A 24,020-nucleotide genomic window follows, 5' to 3' on the forward strand; every position below is an offset into this window, starting at 1 on the left:
TCAGCTACCCGTTCCGCCCATCCAGGTGATGATGGTGGTCGCCGAGAAGATGATGCCGATACCGATCAGCACCGTCACCGCGCGACCCCAATCCATCCGGCCCGTCAGCTTGGCGTAGCCGACCGCCATGATCGCGATCACACCCACGACCGAGGCGACCGTGGTCATCCACGTCTTGATCGTGCCGAGGCCGGTCTCGATTGAAGTCTGTGCGACTGCGGGCTGCGCGATCGCGATCAGGGCAAGCGCGCCGGCGAAGCCGACGACCTGCCGAGCACGGGCGTCCGACATCAACCGGCCCATTTCCGTAGTGAACTTCATACGACTCTCCATGGCTTGGGTTACCTCTCCAGGTCGGGGGTGCGCTGGAGTGGTTCGATTTGCCGCACTGGCGTTGGCTCACGCACCGAGACATCAAGGCCGCGCCGGAGCACGTCCGAGATCATTTGACGGCTCTCGAGGGTGGCGGCCGTCACGCGGCTCGCATCACCATCGAATGCCTGATTGAGATGCGTTTCCATGGTCGCCTGCGCTGCGAGTGCATTGGCGAGCCTGGGCTCGGCGGAGACCTGCTCAGCCGAGCCGTGTAGAAACAGCTCCGCTAGATCTTCGCTCTCATGCCGACGTTCGGCTGCGGCGTCGTGCTCGCGCTTTTCGCGGACGATCTGCGGCTCGAAGGCGGGCTCCCGCTCCGGCGCGCGCGTCGATTCAGCGACTTGCGCGTCTTCACGGGTCCCGACCAATTCATCGGCCGCGGTGAGGCCCGCCCCATCTTTGGCGACGTCGTGCCCATTTTGAGCGGAGCGAACGAGGTAGACCGCGTCCGCAACCTCGTTATCCCACGCGCCGTCACGCGCCATCTGCCGGAGATCGTCGGGGTCGTATCCCGACTTCGAGAAGGAGCTGACTAACGTCGGGCTTTCCAGCGCCCGCTCCAGCGCGCCATCAAGCGCCTCTCGGTTCCGGTCGAGGCGCTCGTACTGAAACTCGCGCTCCATCGGGTCTAGCCCCGCGCGCACGTTCTTGGTGAGCGCCTTGCGGTCTTGGGTGAAGGCGCTCAGCGTCAGCAGCAGTCGGCGATCGCTGTCCGACAGCTCCGCGCCGTTGCTCGCCGTCGCGCGATCCTGCGGATCTGCGACGCGATCGGGATCGACCGGCCTCGCAGCAACTATCAGCTCACCAACCTCAACCGCGGGTTTCGGCACCGCTTGCTCAGGCGTGGGCGCCGGTGCGACTTGCTCGGGCACGGGAGTCGGTGCTTCAGGCGCTCCGCGATCGCGACGCGTCGCGTCGGAGCGGCGCAACTCTTTCATACGGGCCTGTTCGCCGAACTCGGGCTCATAGCCATGGACCGTCAAACCCTCGCGCGAACCTGCCGCCCACACGGCTTTGCGAAACTCGGGCGATCCATCGACGTCGATGCCCTCCCAGCCATTGTGCTTGGCGATCTTGACCAGCGCGGCGATCGTCTCCGGATTCTCGTTGCGCGCAACGATCCGGTCGCCATTCCCCCCGATCTCGATCGAGGGGATGTCGCGATCCTTGGGCAGGAACATACCGACACGACGCTCGCTGCCGTCGGTCCGCTCGATTACCCGAACCTGGTACTGCGACGCCAGATCGAGCGGCAGTTGGAAATTGGACGGCTGCTCGGCAGTCGTCTCGGGATCGCGGCCGCCCCGCGTGGCGGTGTTCTCGGCGCTCACTTGAACACCTCGACGGCGGTAGAAGCGATTTGCCCTACCACCCAGCTATCGCCCTGCGAGGGCGACGCGGGGATCGGGGGCGGCGCGGCAATCGAGCCCATGCCGCTCGCGGTCGACCAGACCCGGCCAACATAGCCGTTGCGGAAGCCGCGCGTCAGCGTGCCGGTGTTGTAGAGCGAATAGGTCGCCGAGATTGCGTCCAACCCGCTGTAGTGCCGGCTCGCCAGCCCGTAACCCTTTTGCAGCATTGAGGAGGCCAACCGCAGGTTCGTGCAGGGTTCGAACGCCTGCTCGACCGTGACGCCGAGCCGCGCGAAATTGGCCGAGTTCACCTGGGCCAGCCCCACGTCGACCGTGTAGCCGGCTGCCATGTAGCGGCGCACCAGCGCGGCGCCTTCGGCGACCGTGCTGGCGCGCACGCGCGGCCCGCGATTGACGTTGATCGACAGATCGTCGCCGCCACTTTCGGTCACAACCAGCGGCACCACCGCCTCGGTTGCGACTTCAGGCGCGCATTGCTGCGCGAGCACAGTGATGGCGGCGACAGCGTGGATCATTGCTGCGTGACCGTCTGGTAGCGCGTATCGAGCGAATAGCGCGACGTGGTGCCGTCGGTCTGCGTCACGGTCATGATGTACCCGTGATTTGCCGACTTAGTTTTGATGCCGACCCCCGTGCAGGAGGGAAACCCACCGCCCGTCGCCAGCGCGTTCCAGAGTTTCGTGATTGGAGGCACGCACTCCGCGTACTTGGTGGGCGAGCCCGGAGTGGCGAGGCAGAGTACCACCTGGCACCCCCAATCCGAGGCGTAGGCGGGCCCTGGTCCCGCAACCGTGACTACGCCGGCCGCGCACAGCGCGAGCGCGCCCGTGCCGCCTCCCAGCTTGTTCATCAGACGTCCGATCATGAGCCACCTCCATGCGCTGCGCGCCATTCCTCGCGTCCGAACACGTCCCACCCCGGGGGCGCCTTCACAGCGGAGACGAGATCCGAGGCGGGCGCAGGGGGCGCCTCAGGATCGAGCGGCGTCGTCGAGGACGGCACGTCGGCTTGCGCGACGTTGACGATCCAGTCCTCGTCCTCTTCGATTGGCCGCGTCCGGTCGATGACCTGTCCGGGCCGGGCAAAGGCGACATGCCAGTGATTTGAGTGGCCACGATCGCCGGGCCCCAGCAGCTCGATCAAGCGTATGCCGCTCTGCCCCATGAGGGCGCGGATCTGGTCGCGGTTGATCGATTTAACCCCGCCCGCAGGCACGAAATCGACCGCCTGGCCGTATTTGTGCCAGCTATACCGCGCGCCGTAGCTCGCGTTCATCGGACGGATCGTGTCGGTAATCCGGGCGCCAAAGGCGCGGCGGACAAGTGCCGCCACACTCGATACTGAGGCTGCGCTCGACGGAGGGACAGCGCCCTGCCCTTCATCGGCGTGAGCAAGCGCGCAAGCGTCAAACACCGATGTGGGCGTCACGCCGTAGGTCGCGAAATCGCGACCGGCGATCTCCAAAGGGCCGGCGTTAAAGTCGGCACCCAGTGCGATCAGATCACGCACCGTTGCCTCGGCGTCGGCCGCGGTTGCAGGCTGCTGACGCAGCATCGCACCGGTGTGTACGGTGATCGCATACGCTGTTGGCGGCGGGCTTACAGCGGCTGCAAACCCCGCTGCGCAGAGCTGAATCGCCTTTGCCGTGAGACCTACTGGAAGCATGACTGCCGTCCCGTCGCCTGTTCATTAATGTCCTATGATCGATAATGACAAGGCTGGCAACTCCCATTCCGGTCGCTTGGGCATGAATATCAATTGCCTAGGCCTGCTCGCTCAGGCAGCAGGAGGGACACAAGGTTGCCCAACGTGGCAGGGTCGCATAGAAAATGTCCCCTTGAGGGATGGCTACGCGGGGTGACTGCGCACTCTCAGCATAAGGCTTCTCGGGCAAAGGCCAAAAGGTTGACAACGACGATCGCTTTCCTCGCCGAAACCCCAGGGTCGGCCTCCGTCAGGGATCAACAAACCTGCCTCAAGTCTGATGACATCCAGGTATTTGCCGGCCGAAAAACGTTCAGCCAACTCGGCACTATTCTGGCTCGAATGAACATTCGTCTCACCGCCGGAGACCGGATCAAGGTGCACGATCTCTCGTGTCTTTCTCTGACAACTCCCATGCTTATCCGTGCGATCGCGAAGTTGCTCAAGACAGGTGTCAGTGTCGAATTGTGCTCTCCAGCAATGGTCATCGAACCCAACGGCGTCGATCGCTTGCACGTCATGCTTGATGCCTTGGACAACCACTACCGGCACATCCACGGCATCAAAACGCACCCGAAAGAAATGGCGCAGGCGGGCCGTAAACGCCTTCTTGATCCGGACATGCTTCCCGAGATCCGTGCGAAACTGAACGAACCGGGCGCAACGACGACGGGTGTTGCGCTATCGCTTGGCGTCGCCCGATCCACCCTTTTCAACTACCTCGAACGGCACGATCTCGATCGGCGCGTCAACCGGCAGAAAAAGGGCGAAGGCAGCCGTTCCAAGGACGGCTGCGATGAGGTCGAGGTCGCGTGCACTGACGCTGACAACGCGAGCGTCTAAGATCGCCTCGACCTGCTTGGCGGGAAGTGTGACGCGTTCCGTCAGATCCTGCGCGGATAGCCCCTTTGCTCGAAGCAACGATCGAATTTGGTCCGCAACCCGGGACCGCCATTGCAAGCTATGGACGGGCGGTTCCGGATGACGGCGTGATGGCAACCTAGTCATGCCGCTAGCGAACAACGGACAAGGGACATATCGAGTGGGCCGGGTTCGTCCCAGCTGCCCTCAGGCCTGATCGCCATCATCGGGTCGATCCCGAACCGGATCTCAAGTGGGTCTGCGGTCAACTCCGCAGAAATCTCGACATATTCAACGTCGGAAAACCAAAATGGTGGGCGCTCCGGAATGACATCAAAGCCTAGACGTTGCCAAAATTCCACAAGATCGGCCCGTGAATGTCCGTAAATCCGGCGAAAGCCCTTACGTGCGCAGTGCGCTAGCGCCGCTTCGACCAACGGACGTGAGAGACGTCGGCTCCTGTATTCGCGGCGAACGGCAAGGCGCTCTAGCTTCGCAAATTCACCAAAATAGCGGATGCGAATGCATGCAGCCGGATCGTCTCCTACATAAGCCAAAAGCTGCGTCGCACAAAAGTCGTTTCCGTCAAACTCCTCCTCGTAAGGGCATGCCTGTTCAGCCTGAAAAGTGGCGGAGCGAACGGAGAAGACCCTCGCCATGTCCTCAATTGAACGGGCGACGCTGACGTGCACATGCGCCCGACGTGCCCGTTCGATGCTGCGGGCGATGTCGATCGGCACGGCATTGTCCGGGCAAGCCGCGACCAGGTGAGCGGAAGCGCCGGGAAACATCTCCCGGGCCGGACGAAAACCGACCGCACGTTGGATGCTCGCCGAAGCATCCGTCGCTCCGTACGAGAATATGGCGCAGCCCTCCGGACACAGCTCACGGAAGAGCCGAGCGATGGGCTCGAACAGACGGAGAAGCAGCCCTGGCGCTACGATCAGCCAGATAGCGATAGCCGCCGGTTTTTCGCCTGCCGAGCAGATCCAGGCTGGGTCGGGCTTACTGCCATCATACCGGCCGGTCATCAGCGCCCAAGCTCCGTACGCATTGAGCGGCAGGTAGGCGAAGATGCCCGCGGTCCCGCTTTGCCCGGGCACCGTTACGGATCGGACGACATCGGGGTTTTTCTCGAGCATTCGGGCGACATGGATGCGGTCCGCCAAAGGAAGCAGATCGCGCACGTCATCGATAATCTTCATGGTGCCGCCGGAAGACAGGCGCTGCAGCCGGACTTGCCGAGGGTGATTACGCGCGATGAGCGTATCCATGCGCTTGTTGAAGCAACCATCCCAAAAATAGGTCGGTTGGGAGCCAAGCGGATTGCCAACTTTTTGAAACATTTGATACCTCCCGGGGCGGTCGTGCGAACGGCGTCGTAGCGGGAGGTGATATTGCGAAGGCACCCGGCCGGCAGGCTCACAAAAGTTGAACCTCGTGTTCCAGGGGTGAACACTGACGAACAGGTCGACTTCGCGGATCTGCATTGGGACGACGTAAGGCTGTTCCGCGCCATTCAGCGCCTGGGCAGCATGCGAAAGGTCGCGTCAGATCATGGGGTTGTGGTCAACACGATCCGTCGGAGAATAGAGCGCGTCGAGACACGGCTCGGCCTGCATCTCGCACGTCGTAGCGTCAACGGGATCGTGCTAACTGAAGACGGAGAGAAGCTTCTTCGAATTGGCCAGGCGATGAGCGACGCCGCAGAGTGGGATGCCTCAGAAGGCACCAAAGACGTTCTCGTGAAGCCGGGACAGATCACCATAGCCTGTACGGAAGGTATTGGAACCCTGTGGCTGACGCCGAGGATGTCGCGGCTCCAGGCAGCCCTCCCGGACAAGGCCATCGGCTTGGATTTCGATTACAATCTCGGTCGCGACCGAACGCACGAAACTGACATCTGGCTGACGTACGAACGGCCAGCGGAGTCCGATCTCATTACCTCGAAATTGGCTACCATTCATTTCGCTGTATATGCGAGCGCGAGCTACATCCAACGCCATGGCGTCCCATCAACCGTGGACTCGCTCAAAGACCATCGGATCGTTGAGCATGTCGGCCTTGGCGTATGCTCGGAGCAACTCGACTTTCTGATCGGTACGGAACGCCCTCAAGGCCTCATCGCCATGCGAACCAACTCTTCGCTATCTCAGCTTTGGTCGGTCGCGAAGGGGGTTGGTATCGGTGCCTTGCCTACCTTTGTCAGCGAAATTACAAATGCTGTGGCTCCAGTCCCTCCAGAACTGAGGATACGACGGGAACTTCGTCTCGTATATCGTTCTAAGGCAAAACCCTCACCAGCTATCCTAGCAACAGTCCGCTGGCTTCGTGAATGTTTTGATCGAACGGCCCACCCTTGCTTTGCCGATACTTTTATCGAACCAACAAGTTTTATTCGGGATTCCGGTGACACGAACATCGTCAACCTATTTCCAAATACGTTCGACGAATTGTAGCCATCCGGCGGGGGCCGCCTTGCTGATTGTGAGCTGGAGCTAGAGGACGTCCTTACAGTCGCACGTAAGGACGTCGGTTTCGATCATGGCGCAGGTAACGATACTGGCGGGACCGGAGCGTCGCCGTCGCTGGAGCGATGAGCAGCGCGAGCAGATTGTCGCAGAGGCGTTTCAGTCGGGCGCGCGGGTCTGTGACGTGGCGCGGCGCCATGACGTTGCCCGCAGCCTGATCTACGAGTGGCGTCGAGCGATGCGGCGCCAGGCGGACCCGGCCTTCGTGCCGGCGGTGCTGGTGGATGAGCGACCCCAACAAGTGTGCGAGCCCGTTGTCGCTGCCGTTTTCGATCTGCCCGACGGCGGGCGGCTGAAGATCTTTGCTTCAGCGTCACCGGCTCTGGTTGCGGCGGCCTTGAAGGCGATGCGATGATCCCGTCGGATGCGCGGGTGTGGATCGCGATGGGCCACACCGACATGCGCAAGGGGATGCAGGGTCTGGCTCTGCTGGTGCAGCAAGGTCTCGGCCGCGATCCCCATGGCGGCGACCTGTACGTGTTCCGAGGTCGTGCCGGATCGTTGGTGAAGATCATCTGGCACGACGGGATCGGCGCATCGCTCTACGCCAAGCGGATCGAGCGCGGCCGCTTCATCTGGCCCTCGGCGAAGGATGGCGTGGTGTCCTTGACGCGCTCGCAGCTGGCCTGCCTGCTCGACGGGATAGACTGGCGTAATCCGCAGTATAGCTGGCGCCCGGCGAGCGCGGGATAGCGCATTTTGCGGCTTGCATGAGGGCGTGGAGGATGATTCACTCTGCGTCATGGAAGCCGTCATTTCGCCTCTTCCGGATGATATCGCAGCGCTCAAGGCGTTGCTTGCTGCCACGATCCAGCGCGCCGACGAGGCTGAGGCGCGCCTCGCCGACGCCGCGGCGCGCGAGAGCGCGACCCAGGCGATGATCGCGCACCTCAAGCTGCAGATCGCCAGGCTCAGGCGTGAACAGTGCGGCGCGAGCGCCGAGCGCAGTCGCCGCCTGCTCGAGCAGATGGAGTTGCAGCTCGAGGACCTTGAAGCGGACGCCGGCACGGACGACCTCGTCGCCGAAGTCGCCGCCGCCAGGGCGACCGGCGTCGCCTCGTTCGAGCGCAAGCGACCGGCGCGCCAGCCATTCCCCTCCCATCTGCCGCGCGAGCGCTTGGTCATCGCAGCGCCGTGCGCGTGCCCGGCCTGTGGCGGCACCCGCCTGTCGAAGCTCGGCGAAGATGTGACCGAGACGCTCGAGGTGATCCCGCGCGCGTGGAAGGTCATTCAGACCGTGCGCGAGAGGGTCGCCTGTCGGGACTGTGAGAAGATCAGCCAGCCGCCGGCACCGTTCCATGTCGTGCCGTGCGGGTGGGCTGGCCCCAGCTTTCTCGCGATGCTCTTGTTCGAGAAGTATGGGCAGCACCAGCCGCTCAACCGCCAGGCCGAACGGTTCGCCCGCGAAGGCGTGCCGCTCAGCGTCTCCACGCTCGCCGATCAGGTCGGCGCCGCCGCGTTGGCACTCACTCCGCTTTACAGGCGCATCGAGGCGCATGTCCTCGCCGCCGAGCGGCTGCACGGCGACGACACGACCGTACCGGTCATGGCCAAGGTCAAGACCGATGTCGGTCGATTGTGGGTGTACGTCCGCGATGATCGGCCGTTCGCCGGTGCCGGTCCGCCCGCGGCACTGTTCCATTACTCACGCGACCGACGCGGCGAACATCCCCAGGCTCATCTCGCGACCTGGTCCGGGATCCTGCAAGCCGACGCTTATGGTGGCTATGGTGCGCTGTATCGCGAAGGCCGCTTGCCCGGTCCGGTGCGCGAGGCTGGTTGCTTCGCGCACGCCCGGCGCAAGTTCTTCGAGCTCGCCGATGTCGCCGGTGCCGCTCGCAAGAAGAGTCGCGGCGAACACGCCGGCATGATCTACCCTATTGCGCTGGAGGCGGTGCGACGGCTCGACACCCTGTTCGACATCGAGCGTGAGATCAACGGCAAGCCTCCCGCCGATCGCCTGGCCGCGCGGCAGCAGCTCAGCGCGCCGGTAATGAACGAGCTCCACGCTTGGCTCACCGCCCAGCACGCGACGTTGTCGCGCAACCACGACCTCGCCAAGGCGATCAACTACATGCTGCGGCGCTGGGGTGCGTTCACCCGGTTCCTCGATGATGGCCGGGTCTGCCTCTCCAACAACGCCGCCGAGCGTGCGCTTCGCTGTATCCCGCTCGGCCGCAAGGCGTGGCTGTTCTGCGGTTCCGATCGTGGCGGGCAGCGGGCCGCGATCCTCTACACCCTCATCCAGACCGCGCGGCTCAGCAACGTCGATCCGCAGGCATGGCTCGCCGACGTCCTCGCCCGTATCGCCGATCATCCCGCCGCCCGGCTCGACGAACTCCTTCCCTGGAACTGGTCACCCTCGAACCAGGTCGCAAAAGCCGCCTGATGGCCGCCCCGTCCATGGTGTTCACAGGTCGCTACGCCGCACTGCGACTCTGTGTCGATCTCGATCTCATCGAGGAACTGGCCGAACAAATGTCACCCGAGGACGGCTGCTTCAGCATCATCGACAGCCTCGATGAAACAGCCGAGTCCGTCATCGCGTTCACTCCTTGGGGCCTCGATCGCCTCAACGAAATGCTCGATGAACGACGCTCGCAGCTTATGCGAGATAGCTGAGGCTGCGCGGCCCTCGCCGGATGGATACGACGAATTCGACTGACGGTCACATGGGGTGGGCAGACCTACGACGGAGTGGGCGCACAAGCTCCGCACCGCAGGATATGCATGCAGAAAGACACCGCCGGTTAGGGTGTCATTCCGCAACATCCGGTATCGGTCCCATCTGGATGGCGCTTTGTTTGGCGTCTGGGCGCAGCATGTCCCAGATTTCCAAACCGACAGTCTCGGCCAGTTTCACCATCATGTCGATTGTCGGGTTGGCACGGCCGTTCTCGATGAATGACACATAACCGGGCGCGATGCCGGTCTTTTCGAATAATTGAGCCTGGGTTAGCCCAAGCTCCTTCCGGCGCTTTCTCAGCCGCGCGCCAAACAGAACCGCAGCAGGCTGTGCAATCTCCTCGAGATGGAGACTTTTGGACATTGAACATTTCTCATATCAGGTAGGGCTTGGCGGAACGCCCGTGTGGTACGCCGTTCCTTACACCGAACCGTCTAAATGCGCATTCGAAATGCGCTTACGGTGCGCCGGCGCTGGCGCCGCGACTCCGGTTTGGGTCACACGACTTTTGAGACGATCTGCCCGAAAGCACGAGTCCATGCGGTAGCGTCCTTCGCAGCACGATAGACGGACTGCTCGAAAGCACGAGGATTTCCGCGGCGTTCTGCCCGATAGCACGAGGATGCGCACGCGCCGGTTCGCTTTCTCACCCGTAACAATCGAATTGCGCAACACTCCTCGATTCGGCCCAACTGGGTCCGGCGCGATGCGAGTGCCCCGCGTCGCCGGCAGATAACGCACGCCCAGCCGGTGCCATCGAAGTGCCAGGGAGAAGCCGTGCTGACATGAAAAACCCGGCGCGAGGCCGGGCTTTTCGGGGTGCTCACTAGGAGCGAGGTGGAAGTCACTTCCTAGCGATTGCCCCCAAATCCACAAGCGAAATGCGCGTTCTGCGCCACGCAATTGTGTGTCCGCACGGGCTCCAAAGGGGGAGTTACCGAACGATGACCTATGCCTATCATCCCGGCGCAGGGTTCCGCCGCTTCGACAACGCAGCAGCCTCTGCCGACCAGCTTGCCCAGGCATTCCGCGGCCTGCCTGAGGGCAGTGGCCCGGGACATGCGCTTGCCGCCTTCAAGCGCGCGGCCGCCTATCTCGCGATTCCCCCGAGCGTCGTGCAGCTCGTCGATGTCCTGTTTGCGTGGACAAAGCCCGAAGATTGGCGGTCGGCTTCGACACCGGTCGTATGGCCGCGTAACGACAAGCTCGCGCGCAAGCTGGGGCTGAAGGTGCGGCAGGTACAGAATCTGCTCGACCGGGCGATCGCTCTCCGCCTCATCAGCCATAAGGACAGTCCGAACGGGCACCGCGGCGGCGTCAGGGCACCCGACGGCACGATCAAATGGGCTTACGGCATCGTGCTCAGCCCGATCGGCACCCGTCTGGAGGAGTTCAAGGCGATCGCGGCGCGGGGAGCGCGCGAAGATGATGAGATCGACGCCCTTAAACGTCGGTTGACGGCCGCTCGCCGGCGTACGGCGAGCCTTGCCCAGGCCGCACTGGATGGCATGGTGGTCGGCACTGGTGCAGAAGAGGAGTTGGCGTTAGCGCAGAGTGCTGCTCGGCAGATGCGCAACGTCCGCGACATCTCTTTGCTGACCGGGTGTGTCGAGCAGATCGAGCAGCGTGGACGGGATTTGGAGGGCAAAGTCGCCGCTTTTCTTCTCGAGCGCGAAGCGCTCAACCATTCTGCCGAATCTAACGATATTGCACCCATGGGTGTGAACGAATGCATCCACTCTACAACTACAACTCAACCCCAAACTGCTAAAGCAGTTACAAGTAGTCGCTTGGCGGAAAAGGGTAGCGGGAATTATGATGTGAGGTCGGCCGTGCCCCAATCCGAGGTCGAGGAGGACCTGGAAAAACACGGCGTCGATCCGGACTTCATCGAATCCGTCACGCCTGAGCTGTGTGGCTCGCTCGGGTTGGGCCGGCGTGGGTGGGGAGAGCTTGTCCAGCTTGCCGAGCAGCTCGCCGACCAGAACCATATTCATCGCCATGCTTGGCACGAAGCCTGTCGCATCATGGGCCAGCGGGGCGCTGCCGCCTCGGTCATTGCCACCGTTCGCAAATACCAGGCCGGCGAAGTGGAGCGGCCCGGTGCGTATCTGCGCGGAATGAGTGGGCGCGCCGCCAAGGGCGAACTTAATCTCGGGCGGACCTTTCACGGCCTGAAGGATCTTCGGCAGGCGGGTGCGATGCGGACCATGCAGGCTGGAGGGGACCCGCGCTCGGTCGGCGACATCGCCCGTCGTGCCATGAGCCAGTTCGTGCTTTCGGGCAGATCGTCATGATCCGGGTAGCCGGGACCGAGATGAACGCGTTCGGGACGATCTGCCCGAAAGCACGAGCCCACCCGCCCTGCTGGATTGTTCGATACGCTACGTTTGGCCGGATAACCTCGCGACGCTGCCGCTCGACTCGTGCTTTCGGGCAGATCGTCGCGCTTAGCTGATGCATCGAGTCCGAAATGACGTTAGGATTGACTGATAAGAATCAGGGCCCGAGGGACCGCCATGAGCAAGCAAGCCATCGTCACGCGCCAAGGCAATCTGTTCGAACCCGATAGCCCGCTGCACGGCAAGGTTCGCGGCGAGCGCAGCGTCATGGACTTTCCCTTCTTCGCGCTCTCCAAGGTGCCGGTCGACAAAGAGCTCGAGTTCAAGATCGGCAAGCTGAGCATCCAGATCAGGCCGAGCGCGACCGGCATCGCGACAATGTACGATAAGGAGATCATCCTCTACGTCGCATCGCTGATGGCCCAGGCGATCAGCCGGGGCGAGGAAGTGGATCAGAACTTCACCTTCACCGCCCATGATTTCTTCCGCATCACCGGCGTCGCGCGTCCATCTAAGCGCGACTACGATCGCTTCACCGATGCTCTGGAGCGCCTGCAGGGCACGCAGATCAAGACCAACATCCAGACCGGTTCCAAGATCGAAAAGGGTTGGTTTTCGTGGCTGTCGGAAGCCACGGCCGAGTATGCCGTTCTTCCCAACGGCGAGCAGCAGCTTAGGGTTGTGAAGGTCCGGCTGTGTCCTTGGCTGCACCGGGCTATCCAGCTCGACGGCCATATCTACCACTATCATCACGACTATTTTCGGCTCGGCACGATCGAACGGCGTCTTTACGAGATTGCCCACTGCCACTGCGAAGGCGAAGAGATCGAATTGCCGATCGAGCTGTTGTCGCGCAAGGTTGGATCGACTGCGGAAGCGTCTAAATTCAAGCAGCACCTTAAAGCGGTCGAAGCCCGCGATGATCTCCCGGAGTACAAGCTCTCGCTTAAGGACGTCGTGCCTAGCGAACCACGGCTCGATACGCGCGGTCGCCGGGTGACGAAGCTTGACACTGTCGTCGTTCTGACCCCGCGGAACCGAGCGCCCATTGCTCGTCTTGAGACCCAGGCGGCATAACGCTCCAGCACCGGCGCCGCATTTCGGCGCCCGATCCGTGTCCGCAGCATAGGCGCGACACGGGATCAATTCCTGCCCCATATTCATGCCGGCCACGGCGTCCGCCCCTCTCCCATAGGGAAAGGCGACCCAGTGCGGTCATCGCGCCCGCAGAAGCAGCTTCGGGTTCAGCTCGCCCAAACGGCGTCGTCCGTCACTAACGCCCCTCCATCCATCTTACGAAAACGGTTGTCCATTTTCGACTATGGGTTATTATCGGACAATGGCTTGGACGTTTAACCCTAGCTGCGGTCTGGCAGACGTCATTGCGGAATATTGCTGCGCGGCTCGCTCGCGGGCGAGTAACGCTTGAGAGCGCGCGCGCTTCTGGGCGGCGCAGTTATCCTGGCCGCCATAGTGCTATGGCACCGACCGTCGGCTCAACCCGCGTCGCCCGGTTCCAACCCTTTCGGCTGTACCGCACGCGGCGACGGCTCGATCTGCGATGCCGTCGCGGGCCTCTCCGAGGTGGCTCATAGTCCGGTCCTGCCGAGCAACGCCGCGATCCTGCTGCCGCCGCCCGAAACTCCTGGCGCGACGGATCCAGCCATTACCCAAAGCAACATCGACGAGACAATCTGCCGCCCGGGCTACGCCCGGTCGGCCCGTCCCGCCTATGCAGTCACGGGCCCGCTGAAACGCCGCATGATGGACGCACAGCATCCTGGCGAGCCCATCGCCGACTACGAGTTGGATCATCTGATCCCGATCTCGATTGGCGGCGCGCCGCTCGATCCGCGCGACCTGTGGCTGCAGCCGCGGCACGGCCAAGCCAATGCCGGCGACAAAAACGTCCTCGCCTATGTGTTGTGGCGACTGGTTTGCACGCATCAGCTGCCGCTCGCGACGGCGCAGCGCGAGATACGTCACGACTGGACACGGGCTTACCAGCTCTACGCGACTCCTGAAAACATCCAGAAATACCACTTCCAGCATACCGAGGAGCAACGCGACTAGCGCCCTTGGACCGCGCTGATCCTGCATTCCACCCCAGCGAAGGAGAAGATGATGCCCCAGAATATCGCGGAATTTCGGATCATCGGCCGGATCGGCAAGATCACGGCGCGGGAAAAGGTGTCCTATGTAAGCGTCGCCGCGAACTATAACCGCCGCGACGGCGACGAGTGGAAGACGGACACGCATTGGAACAGCGTGGTGTGCTTCTCGAATGTCGCCAATCAGGTCGAAGCGGCCGGCAAAGGGGATTTGGTCCACATCACCGGCCGCGTTCGTGAAAGCAATCACCAGGCAGAGGCCAACGATATTTCTTACCGTACCGAACTGATCGCGGACACGTTTTCGGTTCTGACCAAGGCCGACGCCGAGCCTAGCTGATGGAGCGGGGTGGCGGCCTTCGGCACGGCTCTATCACGGCATGGCCGCAACCGAACCCGCAGACGCGGTTTCGGCCCCTTCGGGTCACGATCCTCGCCTGCGCGGGAGGTGGAACCTTCGGTCGCGCCCTCGCGGCGTTCACCTCGACACGGATCGCGCGATGAACGTCTTCCACTTCCCTCCGATCTGCTACGTCGTGTTCGCCTTCCTGTTCGTTCTCGCCGCGATCGGCCAAGCGCTCGCGCATATCCCGCGCGTCCGCGCCAAACCGCTTCTCACCGAATGTGAGCGCGCTACGCGTGCCATCATCGAGCGCGTACTTCCCCATGCCCGCGTCCATGTTCAGGTCTCGATGGGCGCGCTTATACAGGCAAAAGGCGGCTTTGGCCGCGGCGACGCCATGCGAACCTGCAAGAAGTTTTCGCAGAAGATCGTCGATTTCGTCATCGAAGACCTCGTGTCCGGCGCGATCCTCGCGCTCGTCGAGCTGGACGATCGCAGCCACGAAATTCTGCGCGATCGGCTGCGCGACAAGATCACCGCTTCTGCCGGCTACCGCACGATCCACCTTCCCGCAGGGCGGGTTGGCCACGCAAACATAGCCGCACGGCTCAAGTTCCTGAAGCCTAAGATCGCGACGGCCGCCAACGTGACGTTAAGCGGTGCGAGCCGGGGCGCATGATGCGCGGCGATTTTCTCCTTTCGTTCTGGTTCGGCATGATTCAGAATCGTGTTCATGCCGATCCGCCCGGAACATTGCTGGCTCTATCCAATCGACTGGCCCGAGATCAGCAACATCGTGCGCTTCACGCGCGCGGGTGGACGCTGCGAGCATTGTCGTCGCCCCCACGGTCGGTATGTCCCCTTCCTGGCCGGCGCCAATGGCGTCTGGTGGGACGTCGAGATCAATACCTGGCGGGACGGTCGTGGACGCCGGCTTCGCCATGCGCCCGACTTCGTGCCGCTCGATGCGATCCGCGTGACCCGCGTCTATCTAGCTACCGCGCACCTCAATCACGATCCGACCTTCAGCGGGCCGCGCTGGCGCAACCTCGCAGCACTCTGTCAGCGGTGCCACATGATCCACGACGCGCCCGAGCATCGGCGCCGGCGCTGGTGGAACGCCTTTCGCGTGCGCGCGCTCGGCGACCTCTTCTCCGGCCTCTACAGCTAGAGAACGCGACGCCCGCGAGGACGCGGAGTCGGGCGGCTGTCGCCGCCTTTGAGGGGAGGATGCCGGTTGCTCTTCGGTTCACTTATGCCGGAGGCACTCATGACCGAGCTCCATCACAACCACAGGACGATCGCGATGGCGAGACTGCCGCTGGACGCTGAAATCCGCGCGAAGAGCATCGTCGAACAGCTCGGCGGTGTCTGGCGCGGCACGCGCGGCGAATGCCGCTGTCCCGCGCATGACGATGGCTCCCCGAGCCTGTCCGTCCGCCTCGGCGACACCGCGATCCTTTTCCATTGCTTCGCCGGCTGCACGACGGTCGACGTGATGAAGGCCCTCCAGCGTCGCAAGCTCCACGATCGCGGCCCCGTCGCTATGCCCGACGCGAAGCCCAAGCGCGACATGGGTGCACTAGCGCTCCGGCTCTGGAAGGCGAGCGTACCGGTCGCGGGCACGCTTGCCGAGGAGTACCTCCTCGCGCGCGGCCTGACAGGCCCGTTTCCTAAGGCGCTGCGCTTCAATCCATTGACCGTTCTCGGCTCCGGACCCGACAAGTGCATGATGCCCGCGATGATCGCTGCGGTCGAAAACGACCTGGGCCTGGTTGCCGTCCAGCGCACCTTTCTCGATCCCGACGACGTGCTGCGCAAGCCGATCGCGAAGCCCAAGGTCTCGCTCGGCTTGCTCGGCACCGCAGCGATTCGCCTCGCGCCCGCGACGGATGAGCTGGGCCTTGCCGAAGGCATCGAGGACGCACACTCGGCGATGGAATGGTTCGGTACGCCGACCTGGGCGCTGGGCGGTGTCGAGCGGCTCGCCTTCGTCGCCATCCCCGAAAAGGTACGCCGCGTGATCGTCTACGGCGATCGCGGCCGTGCGGCCGATCGGCTGCTGAAGAAGGCGTACGATCATCTCACCGCCAACGGTCGTGAGCTCGTAAGCCGCGTCCCGTTGCATCATGACGATTGGAACGACGCCTTGAGGGCGCGCTTTGCAGCCTCATCGAAAACAGACAATCGCCGATAAAGCAGATGTGAAAAGCCGCCGATCATAAGACCGGCGGCTTCATACCGTCATTCGCTGCTAGTACCAATGGGACCGATCGGGACAATCGATGATAATAACTCCCGGATCGGAGATGCAACGTTGGCAATGTTTCCAACCTCCATCTTCCCATATAAAACCGTTGTCGCAATCAGGGCATTTCTTCTCAATCACGCCACAATCTAAACAAAGAGAACAATAACGCTTCGGCATTGGTATTACCTTAGCGCGCGGTATTACAGGCCAACGCGTGACGTTGTACCCGACAGTTCGAGGTTGCGCCGTCCTCGCTCCGTGTACCACGTCCGCAGGAAGACGTAGGGCGGTGCGCTGCCGCTCAAACTCCTCGAAACCTGCCGTTCGACCCGAGGGTCTCGGACATGGTGCGTGGGCACAATCGCGACAAGGGCGAGCGCCTAGCGTTTCTCGGCCCAGCCAGATGCGAGCGCATTCAAGTACCTCCCGGCAGGCATAGAGGAGAGGGAGCCTTCGGCCTGTTGATCCGGTGATGAGCACCGGGCGACAAGAAGGAAGCCATCGATGCGTACCTTAGCCGCAGCTCTCGAACTCGATTTCACCGAACCGTCGATCACCGCCGCCAAGGCAGTTGCCGACACGATCGCAAGGAATGGATCCCTCCAGCGCGACACGCTTCTCTGGGTCATGGAGCAAGCGCATGGCGGTTCGTCCGCTGATGGTCGCTGGTGCTTGCGCGAAGCGTACGACATGCTCGAACTGGCCGAGGTCATGTACCTTGCAAAGGCCGACCTTCCCGGCGATCCCGGTATTTGTCTCGCCACGCTCACCGAACTCGTCGCTAATCTGCCGACCCACACGGTCCGCAGCGAAGAGCAGATCGAACTTCAGCAATTCTCGACGCCGGCGCCGATCGCGTACCTCGCCGCGCTAGCCGCAAGGATCGCGCCCTTGGACCTCGTGCTCGAACCTTCTGCTGGCACCGGCCTCCTCGCCGTCTTCGCACAGCGCGCTGGCGCACGCCTCGTCCTCAACGAGATCGATCCCGCCCGCGCCGAAATGCTCGCGGCCGCTCTCCCGGGCGTGTCGGTCACGCGCCACGACGCCGAGCTCATCCACGACCTGCTGGCGCCGGGGATTCGGCCGACGGCCGTCCTCATCAACCCACCCTTCTCGCGCAGTGTCGGCCGCCATGCTGATCCGCTTGCTGCTTTCCGGCACCTTCGCGCTGCGCTCCTGCGGCTCGGCGCCGGAGGCCGCTGCGCCGCCATTCTGCCGACCCGCGTCGACACGTCGAGCCGCGCTTGGGCCAAGGCGACCGAGGGCTGCACGCTGACGCTGCACCTCGAGCTGCCGACAACCGCCTATGCCAAGCACGGCACCAGCCAGACCGTGAAGATCATGGTGCTGGAGAAAGGCACCGGCACGCCTGCCGAGCTGATCCACTGCGCGACGCTTGCGGACGCGCTTGCGGCGATCGCCGCCCGTTCCGCTTCGCCCGCAACCGCGCCCGTACCGCGCACGTCCTCGCTGCTCACCCGGTCTATCGGGCGCAGCACGCTTCTTGGAGGGCTTGCCAGCAAACCGCGCCTGAGCGCACCACCTGCAAAAGCCGCGCGGTCGCAGATCGCGACGCCGATCGACTACACCGTGTTCGCCGAGCCGCTTCCGACCGGCGAAGCGGTCGGCGTCTATCTGCCCTATCGGCCGAGCCGTATCGCCATCCCCTGCGCCTCGGCGCACCCGACCGCTCTGGTAGAGTCGATCGCCATGGGCTCGATCACGGCGCCGCGGCCAGTCTATGTCCCGACCCTGCCCCAAGTCGTCGTCGACGCGAAGACGCTCTCCGACGCGCAGCTCGAGACGCTGATCTATGCCGGCGACGCCTTTGAGCGCGACATTCCCGGCCTGTTCAAACCCGTCGAGGAAGGTCTCTCGATCGCACCGTCCGAGGATGGCCGTCCGTACCGGGCCGGCTTCTTCCTCGGTGACGGCACTGGCGCCGGCAAGGGCCGCCAGGTCGCCGCCATCATCCTCGACCAGTGGTTGCGCGGACGCCGCAAGCACATCTGGGTCTCAAAGACAGAAACGCTGCTCGAAGATGCGCGTCGCGACTGGACCGCTGTTGGTGGTCTCGCGCTCGACATCCAGCATCTCAACCAGTGGAAGCTCGGAACACTAATCGGCGCAGCCGAAGGCGTGCTGTTCCTGACCTATGCGACGCTGCGCTCCAATCGCGGTGATAAGGGCACGCGGCTCCAGCAGATCCTCGAATGGGTCGGCGACGATCATGACGGCATGATCGTGTTCGACGAGGCGCACGAGATGGCCGGTGTCGCAGGCGGCGAAGGCCGCTTCGGCACAAAGGACGGGTCTGACCAGGGCATTGCCGGCGTCCGTCTCCAGAACCTCCTGCCGCGTGCTCGCGTCCTCTACGTGTCCGCGACCGGGGCATCGGACGTCAACAATCTGGCCTATGCCACGCGGCTCGGCCTGTGGGGTCCGGGCACGGCGTTCGCCGATCGCCGGACCTTCGTCGACTCCCTGCGCCGGGGCGGGATCGCCGCGCTGGAGATGATCGCGCGCGACCTCAAAATGCAGGGCCTCTATGTCTCGCGGGCGTTGAGCTTCGCCGGCGTCGAGTACGACATCCTCGAACACAAGCTGACGGTCGACCAGATCGAGGTGTACGACGCCTATGCCGATGCGTGGGCGATCATCCACAGCAACCTGCGCGCCGCCCTGGACGCGACCCGTGTGACGGACAGCTTCTCGAATGACACCTATAACAGCGGCGCCAAGGCGGCCGCACTGTCGATCTTCGAATCCACCAAGCAGCGCTTCTTCTGCCAACTCCTGATCGGCATGAAGCTGCCCTCGCTCGTTCCCGCGATCCGCGCCGATCTCGCCCGCGGCGAGAGCGTCGTGATCCAGCTCGTCTCGACGTCCGAGGCGATGCTCAACCGGGCACTTGCCGCGCTGACCGTCGAAGAGCGGGCGAACCTCGACATCGAGCTTTCCCCGCGCGAGTTTCTCATGTCGTACCTCACGGCCGCCTTCCCGGTCCGACAGATGAAAACCTTTGTCGACGAGACCGGCAAGACCCGCTCCGAACCGATGTCCGACGAGGACGGCCGCCCCGTCTTCAGCCAGGAAGCGCTCGAGATGCGCGACAATCTCCTCGAGCAGCTCTGCGCGCTTCCGATCGTCGGATCCGCGCTCGACCATATCATCGGCCATTTCGGCACCGACGCGGTTGCCGAGGTGACGGGGCGCAGCCGGCGCGTCATCATGGACGCCCACGGCCGCCAGCGCGTCGAAAGCCGCTCGCCCCGCACCAATCTCGCCGAGACCAACGCTTTCATGCGGGGGCAGAAGAAGATCCTGATCTTCTCCGACGCTGGCGGCACCGGCCGAAGCTATCATGCGAGCCTGACCTGCGAAAACCAGTCGCGCCGCAATCATTACCTTCTCGAGCCGGGCTGGCGTGCTGACGCCGCCATCCAGGGGCTCGGCCGCACTCACCGGACGCATCAGGCGACCGCGCCGCTGTTCCGGCCGGTCTCGACCGACTGCCGCGGCGAACGTCGCTTCATCTCGACGATCGCGCGCCGGCTCGACAGCCTGGGCGCGCTCACCCGCGGCCAGCGCCAGACCGGCGGTCAGGGCCTGTTCGACCCGCGCGACAACCTCGAAAGCGACTATGCAAAGGAGTCGCTTGAACAATGGTTCCGCCTGCTCGCCAACGGCAAGCTGCGCTCCACCACACTGGACGAGTTCCAGAAACTGACCGGCCTCGAGCTGGAGGGCGAAGGTGGCGGGCTCAAGGAGGAGATGCCCCCGATCCAGCGCTGGCTCAATCGCATCCTCGCGCTGCGCATCGCCATGCAGAACGCGATCTTCGACGAATATCTCGGGCTGATCGAGGCCCGGATCGAGGCGGCCAAGGAGGCGGGCACGCTCGATCTTGGCGTCGAGAGCATCAACGCCGAGCGCATCACGATCCTCGATCGCACCGTCATTCGGCGCGACCAGACCAGCGGCGCCGAGACCGAGATCCTACGATTGGAGACCGAGGAGCGCTACAAGCCGCTCGCGCTTGATCGCGCTTTGCGGATCCTCGGCGACGACGCCCGCCCGATCGTCAACCGCAAGTCGGGCAAGGCCGCGATCCGGTGCAGCACCTATTCGCTCACCGACGACGATGGCGAGATCGTGCGCCGCTACGAGCTGGTCCGCCCGACGCGCACCGAACGGATGCGGCAGGATCTTCTTCTCGAAACTATGTGGGAAGATGCGAGCGAGGCGGAGTTTTGCGCGCTCTGGCAGGCCGAGGTCGAGAAGATGTCGGGCAAGACCCGCACCAATACGCTCTACCTCGTCACCGGCCTGCTTCTGCCGGTCTGGGATCGCCTGCCCGACGATCACGTCCAGGTCTGGCGTCTCAACACCGATGACGGCCAGTCCTTCCTCGGCCGCATCGTCCCCGCCCCGCTCGTGACCAAGCTCGCGGACGCCTTCGGCATCGCCGCCACCATCACCGTGTCGGGTGCCGAGACCGCCAAGCACGTCATGGGCAGCGGCGAGATCACCGCGCTCGGTGCGTACCGACTGAAGCGCAGCCTGGTCGCCGGCCAACAGCGCCTCGAACTGCTTGACTGGCCGCACATGCGGTTGGCCGAGCTGAAGGCAGCCGGATGCTTCACCGAGATCATCCAGCACAAGACGCGGATGTTCGTTCCCGTCGCGACTGCCGCGACCGTGATCGACCGCATCACCGCCTGACACGATCGAGGCTCTCTTCCCGGGTCTTCAAAGGGAGGGGAGGGAGCCTTCGGCTTTGTGAGCTTGGAGGACCAGGCTCGCGTGACCGCGGGACGCGGCGCGCCATTTTCAAATGGAGACGACCGATGATCCAGTCCGTGAAGGTCAAGAACCTGACGCTGTCGAAGGACAATGTGCGCAAATCCAACCGTGACGCAGGGATCGACACCCTCGCCGCGAACATCGCAGCCCAGGGGCTGTTGCAGAACCTGATCGTCACCCCGCTCAAGAAGGCGGGCACGTTCACCGTTAAGGCGGGCGGTCGCCGCCTGCGCGCGCTCCAACGTCTGATCGAGCAGGGCACCCTCCCCGCTGACCACACCGTCCCGGTCCTCGTTATCAGCGACGACGACAATCCGATCGAGGCGAGCCTCACGGAGAACTTCCAGCGCGTGCCTATGAACCCGGCCGATGAATGCACCGGCTTCAACCTCCTCATCCAGATGGGGATGACGGCCGAGGACGTCGCCAAGCGCCAGGGCGTCACCACCCGCTTCGTCGAGCAGCGCGTGCGCCTCGCCGAGCTGGCGCCGTGCGTCTTCGAGGCGCTCGCAGCCGGCGAAATCACGCTCGGCGTTGCGCAGGCTTACGCCGTCACCACCGATGTCGACCGCCAGGCCCGCGTGTTCGCCCAGATGAGCACGTCCTACTATGGCGACAATCCCGACAATATCCGTCGCGCCATCCTCAACGGCACGGTCAAGGCGAACGACGCCAAGGCCCGCTTCGTCGGTCGCGAAGCCTATGTCGCAGCGGGCGGTCGCATCGAGGGCGACCTGTTCGCCACGGAGGGCGATGAGAACTGGATCGACGTCGACCTGATCGAGACGCTCGCCGCCTCGAAGCTCGAAGCCGCAGCGGCCGAACTGGCGCGAGACCAGGGCCTCGCGTTCGTCACGCCGATCGCGGCGACGCACGTCCCCTACGACCTGGAGCGCCAGCTTCACGAGTATCACGCTCCGGCCCGCGCCCTCACCGAGGACGAGACCGCGCGTGTCGAGGTTCTGTCGGCCGAGAACGACGCGCTGATCGACCAGCTCGAGCAGGAACTGCCGGACGGCAGCACCGAGGCTGAGGCGGCGAACGCGCGCATCGAAGCGATCGAGCGCGAACTGGAAACGATCGAAGACGCCCGTCACGAGATCGATCCAGCGCTGAAAGCGCAGATCGGGACGTTCGTCTATATCGGGGGTGATGGCGAACCCCGCGTTCACACCCGCCTGTTCAGTGAAAAGCCGGTTGTCGATCCGAACGCACCTGTTGCCGGCAATTCCGGCAATGCGTGTAATACCGATAATGGCGACGACACCGACAGCGGCCCGAAGCTCAGCGCCACGCTGATCGACGAGCTGGCGACCCAGCGCCGGCAGATCCTCGTCGCCCACATCGCCAGCGACCCGGCGATGGCGCTAGACCTGACCATCTTCCTGATGGCGCAGAATGTCGTCTTCGAGCAGAACCATATCCCGACCCACTCGACGTTGAAGTCGGGTGCTGCGGGCTTCCCGATCTTCGGCTTCCGCGACGAAGGCTCGATGGCGTCGCAGACCATCGACGATCAGCGCCAGTGCCTCGACACGAGCTGGGCGGGTCACAAGGCCATGACCGATCGGTTCGACGCCTTCCGGGCGCTCGATGACGAGGCCCGGGGCGCGTGGGTGGCGTTTTCGATAGCACGTACCCTCGAGCCGACCCTCAACGTCGCCGAGGGTTATCGGAGCAACGGCTTCCACGACCATCTCGGTCGCCTTCTCGACATCCAGGTCGAGAATTGGTGGCGCCCGACGGCCGAGAACTTCTTCGGCCGGGTCAAGAAGACCGTCATGCTCGACGCGCTCGAGGAGATCGGCGGCCCGATCCTGCGCGGCCGCTATAAGGACGCCAAGAAGGGCGACCTTGCCAGCACCTGTGCCTCGCTGTGCAACGGCCAGGGCATCGTCGAAGCCGATATCCGTGAGAAGGCGACGGCTTGGTTGCCCGAGGCGATGCGCTTCGACGGCATCGAGAAGCCGGCCAGGACGCCGCTGCGCTCCACCTTCACCGAAGACGTCGAAGACACCGATCCCGCCGAGGATGAAGATCCCGGCGTGGACGGTGACGACGCGATCGCGCCCGAGGGGGACTATGATCACAGGTCCGAGGATTTGAGCAAAGCGGCCTGACGCCGGCTCGCACATTTCGAGGCGACTGGGGGCGGCACTCTTCGCGGAGTGTCGCCCCTCTTTTTGTGACCCGCCACCATCCCCGCGAGGGAAGGATGCTTGACCGGGTTCGCCTCAACAAAATCAGGAGAACTACCGTGGCAAGGACCACCGAGAAACCGTCGCCTGCCGACACCATCACCAACACCATCATCGACAAGCTCGAGGCCGGCGTGCGTCCCTGGGTCAAGCCATGGCGCCCCGGCCTTGGCGGCCGTCCGCTGCGCGCGACCGGCGACCCCTACAAGGGCATCAACTGCTTCTGGCTGTGGCTGTGTGCAGAGGGGGCCGGCTACAACTCGCGCACCTGGATGACGTACAAACAGGCGCAGGCTCACGGCGGCCAGGTCCGCGAGGGCGAGCGGTCGCAGATCGCGATCTTCTATAAATCCTACAGCAAAACCGTCGAATCCGTCGTCACCGGCGACACGACCGACGAGATGCGGCGCGTGCTGCGCTCCTACGCCGTGTTCAATTG

The 24,020-nt window shown here is 63.7% G+C and carries 23 protein-coding genes; 16 read left to right on the forward strand and 7 right to left on the reverse strand.

Going from position 1 to position 24,020, the window contains the following annotated elements:
• Genes IE187_RS19620 through IE187_RS19640 form a run of 5 tightly spaced genes read right to left on the reverse strand, consistent with a single transcriptional unit; the run spans nt 1 to nt 3,413 of the window.
• Nucleotides 1-321, reverse strand: a complete 321-nt coding sequence (locus IE187_RS19620) for a TrbC/VirB2 family protein (protein WP_189677697.1) — start codon at nt 319-321, stop codon at nt 1-3.
• Nucleotides 322-341: 20 nt separating this feature from the next.
• Nucleotides 342-1,706, reverse strand: coding sequence for an LPD7 domain-containing protein (locus IE187_RS19625; protein ID WP_189677698.1), 1,365 nt, complete (start codon nt 1,704-1,706; stop codon nt 342-344).
• On the reverse strand, nt 1,703-2,263 hold the full coding sequence (locus tag IE187_RS19630) for a lytic transglycosylase domain-containing protein (RefSeq protein ID WP_189677699.1): 561 nt from the start codon (nt 2,261-2,263) through the stop codon (nt 1,703-1,705). Before IE187_RS19630 ends, IE187_RS19625 begins: the two co-directional genes overlap by 4 nt.
• Nucleotides 2,260-2,613 carry a hypothetical protein gene (locus IE187_RS19635; protein WP_189677700.1) on the reverse strand — a complete coding sequence of 118 codons (354 nt, stop codon included), beginning with the start codon at nt 2,611-2,613 and terminating at the stop codon, nt 2,260-2,262. The genes IE187_RS19630 and IE187_RS19635 overlap by 4 nt, the downstream gene beginning before the upstream one ends.
• Nucleotides 2,610-3,413 carry a lysozyme family protein gene (locus IE187_RS19640; protein WP_189677701.1) on the reverse strand — a complete coding sequence of 268 codons (804 nt, stop codon included), beginning with the start codon at nt 3,411-3,413 and terminating at the stop codon, nt 2,610-2,612. The genes IE187_RS19635 and IE187_RS19640 overlap by 4 nt, the downstream gene beginning before the upstream one ends.
• Nucleotides 3,414-3,653: 240 nt before the next feature.
• On the opposite strand from IE187_RS19640, the gene IE187_RS21505 reads away from it, so the two are divergent.
• On the forward strand, nt 3,654-4,295 hold the full coding sequence (locus tag IE187_RS21505) for a helix-turn-helix domain-containing protein (protein ID WP_229839573.1): 642 nt from the start codon (nt 3,654-3,656) through the stop codon (nt 4,293-4,295).
• 161 nt (nt 4,296-4,456) lie between these two features.
• Here the strand turns inward: IE187_RS21505 and IE187_RS19650 are convergent, their stop codons facing one another.
• Nucleotides 4,457-5,659 carry a GNAT family N-acetyltransferase gene (locus IE187_RS19650; RefSeq protein ID WP_229839574.1) on the reverse strand — a complete coding sequence of 401 codons (1,203 nt, stop codon included), beginning with the start codon at nt 5,657-5,659 and terminating at the stop codon, nt 4,457-4,459.
• A 105-nt stretch (nt 5,660-5,764) separates the two neighbouring features.
• Between IE187_RS19650 and IE187_RS19655 the strand changes: the two genes are divergently transcribed.
• The 5 genes from IE187_RS19655 to IE187_RS19675 all read left to right on the forward strand — a co-directional run bounded on the left by IE187_RS19655 (nt 5,765) and on the right by IE187_RS19675 (nt 9,466).
• A complete protein-coding gene (locus IE187_RS19655; RefSeq protein WP_189677703.1) occupies nt 5,765-6,772 on the forward strand; it encodes a LysR family transcriptional regulator in 1,008 nt (335 codons plus the stop codon).
• An 85-nt stretch (nt 6,773-6,857) separates the two neighbouring features.
• Nucleotides 6,858-7,199, forward strand: a complete 342-nt coding sequence (tnpA, locus tag IE187_RS19660; protein ID WP_189677704.1) for an IS66-like element accessory protein TnpA — start codon at nt 6,858-6,860, stop codon at nt 7,197-7,199.
• Nucleotides 7,196-7,537, forward strand: coding sequence for an IS66 family insertion sequence element accessory protein TnpB (tnpB, locus tag IE187_RS19665; protein WP_140850199.1), 342 nt, complete (start codon nt 7,196-7,198; stop codon nt 7,535-7,537). The genes tnpA and tnpB overlap by 4 nt, the downstream gene beginning before the upstream one ends.
• Before the next feature lie 49 nt (nt 7,538-7,586).
• Nucleotides 7,587-9,233: an IS66 family transposase gene (tnpC, locus tag IE187_RS19670; protein WP_189677705.1), complete on the forward strand. Its 1,647-nt coding sequence runs from the start codon at nt 7,587-7,589 to the stop codon at nt 9,231-9,233.
• Nucleotides 9,233-9,466, forward strand: coding sequence for a hypothetical protein (locus IE187_RS19675; protein WP_189677706.1), 234 nt, complete (start codon nt 9,233-9,235; stop codon nt 9,464-9,466). The genes tnpC and IE187_RS19675 overlap by 1 nt, the downstream gene beginning before the upstream one ends.
• Nucleotides 9,467-9,602: 136 nt before the next feature.
• Here the strand turns inward: IE187_RS19675 and IE187_RS19680 are convergent, their stop codons facing one another.
• Nucleotides 9,603-9,893, reverse strand: a complete 291-nt coding sequence (locus tag IE187_RS19680) for a helix-turn-helix domain-containing protein (RefSeq protein WP_010219640.1) — start codon at nt 9,891-9,893, stop codon at nt 9,603-9,605.
• 581 nt (nt 9,894-10,474) lie between these two features.
• Here IE187_RS19680 and repC point away from each other — a divergent pair.
• From repC to IE187_RS19730, 10 genes are all read left to right on the forward strand, one after another.
• Nucleotides 10,475-11,827: a plasmid replication protein RepC gene (gene repC / locus IE187_RS19685; protein WP_189677707.1), complete on the forward strand. Its 1,353-nt coding sequence runs from the start codon at nt 10,475-10,477 to the stop codon at nt 11,825-11,827.
• Between the two features lie 222 nt (nt 11,828-12,049).
• Nucleotides 12,050-12,949 carry a replication initiator protein A gene (locus IE187_RS19690; protein WP_010219642.1) on the forward strand — a complete coding sequence of 300 codons (900 nt, stop codon included), beginning with the start codon at nt 12,050-12,052 and terminating at the stop codon, nt 12,947-12,949.
• Nucleotides 12,950-13,297: 348 nt separating this feature from the next.
• Nucleotides 13,298-13,945: a hypothetical protein gene (locus IE187_RS19695; protein WP_229839575.1), complete on the forward strand. Its 648-nt coding sequence runs from the start codon at nt 13,298-13,300 to the stop codon at nt 13,943-13,945.
• A gap of 51 nt (nt 13,946-13,996) precedes the next feature.
• Complete coding sequence (locus IE187_RS19700; RefSeq protein ID WP_189677708.1) at nt 13,997-14,323, forward strand: single-stranded DNA-binding protein; 327 nt, start codon at nt 13,997-13,999, stop codon at nt 14,321-14,323.
• A gap of 40 nt (nt 14,324-14,363) precedes the next feature.
• Nucleotides 14,364-15,005, forward strand: coding sequence for a DUF2726 domain-containing protein (locus IE187_RS19705; protein ID WP_189677709.1), 642 nt, complete (start codon nt 14,364-14,366; stop codon nt 15,003-15,005).
• A 54-nt stretch (nt 15,006-15,059) separates the two neighbouring features.
• On the forward strand, nt 15,060-15,497 hold the full coding sequence (locus IE187_RS19710) for a hypothetical protein (protein ID WP_189677710.1): 438 nt from the start codon (nt 15,060-15,062) through the stop codon (nt 15,495-15,497).
• Between the two features lie 99 nt (nt 15,498-15,596).
• The gene (locus IE187_RS19715; RefSeq protein WP_229839576.1) at nt 15,597-16,523 is read left to right on the forward strand and encodes a DUF7146 domain-containing protein; all 927 of its coding nucleotides are present in this window, start codon (nt 15,597-15,599) and stop codon (nt 16,521-16,523) included.
• Nucleotides 16,524-17,081: 558 nt separating this feature from the next.
• Complete coding sequence (locus IE187_RS19720) at nt 17,082-21,302, forward strand: strawberry notch-like NTP hydrolase domain-containing protein (RefSeq protein WP_189677711.1); 4,221 nt, start codon at nt 17,082-17,084, stop codon at nt 21,300-21,302.
• A 125-nt stretch (nt 21,303-21,427) separates the two neighbouring features.
• Nucleotides 21,428-23,503 carry a ParB/RepB/Spo0J family partition protein gene (locus IE187_RS19725; RefSeq protein WP_189677712.1) on the forward strand — a complete coding sequence of 692 codons (2,076 nt, stop codon included), beginning with the start codon at nt 21,428-21,430 and terminating at the stop codon, nt 23,501-23,503.
• A gap of 137 nt (nt 23,504-23,640) precedes the next feature.
• Nucleotides 23,641-24,020, forward strand: a 380-nt coding sequence (locus IE187_RS19730; protein WP_189677713.1) for an ArdC-like ssDNA-binding domain-containing protein, incomplete at its 3' end; no start/stop codon positions are given.

It is taken from the genome of Sphingomonas glacialis, from assembly GCF_014653575.1.
GTDB classification, from domain to species: Bacteria; Pseudomonadota; Alphaproteobacteria; order Sphingomonadales; family Sphingomonadaceae; genus Sphingomonas; species Sphingomonas glacialis.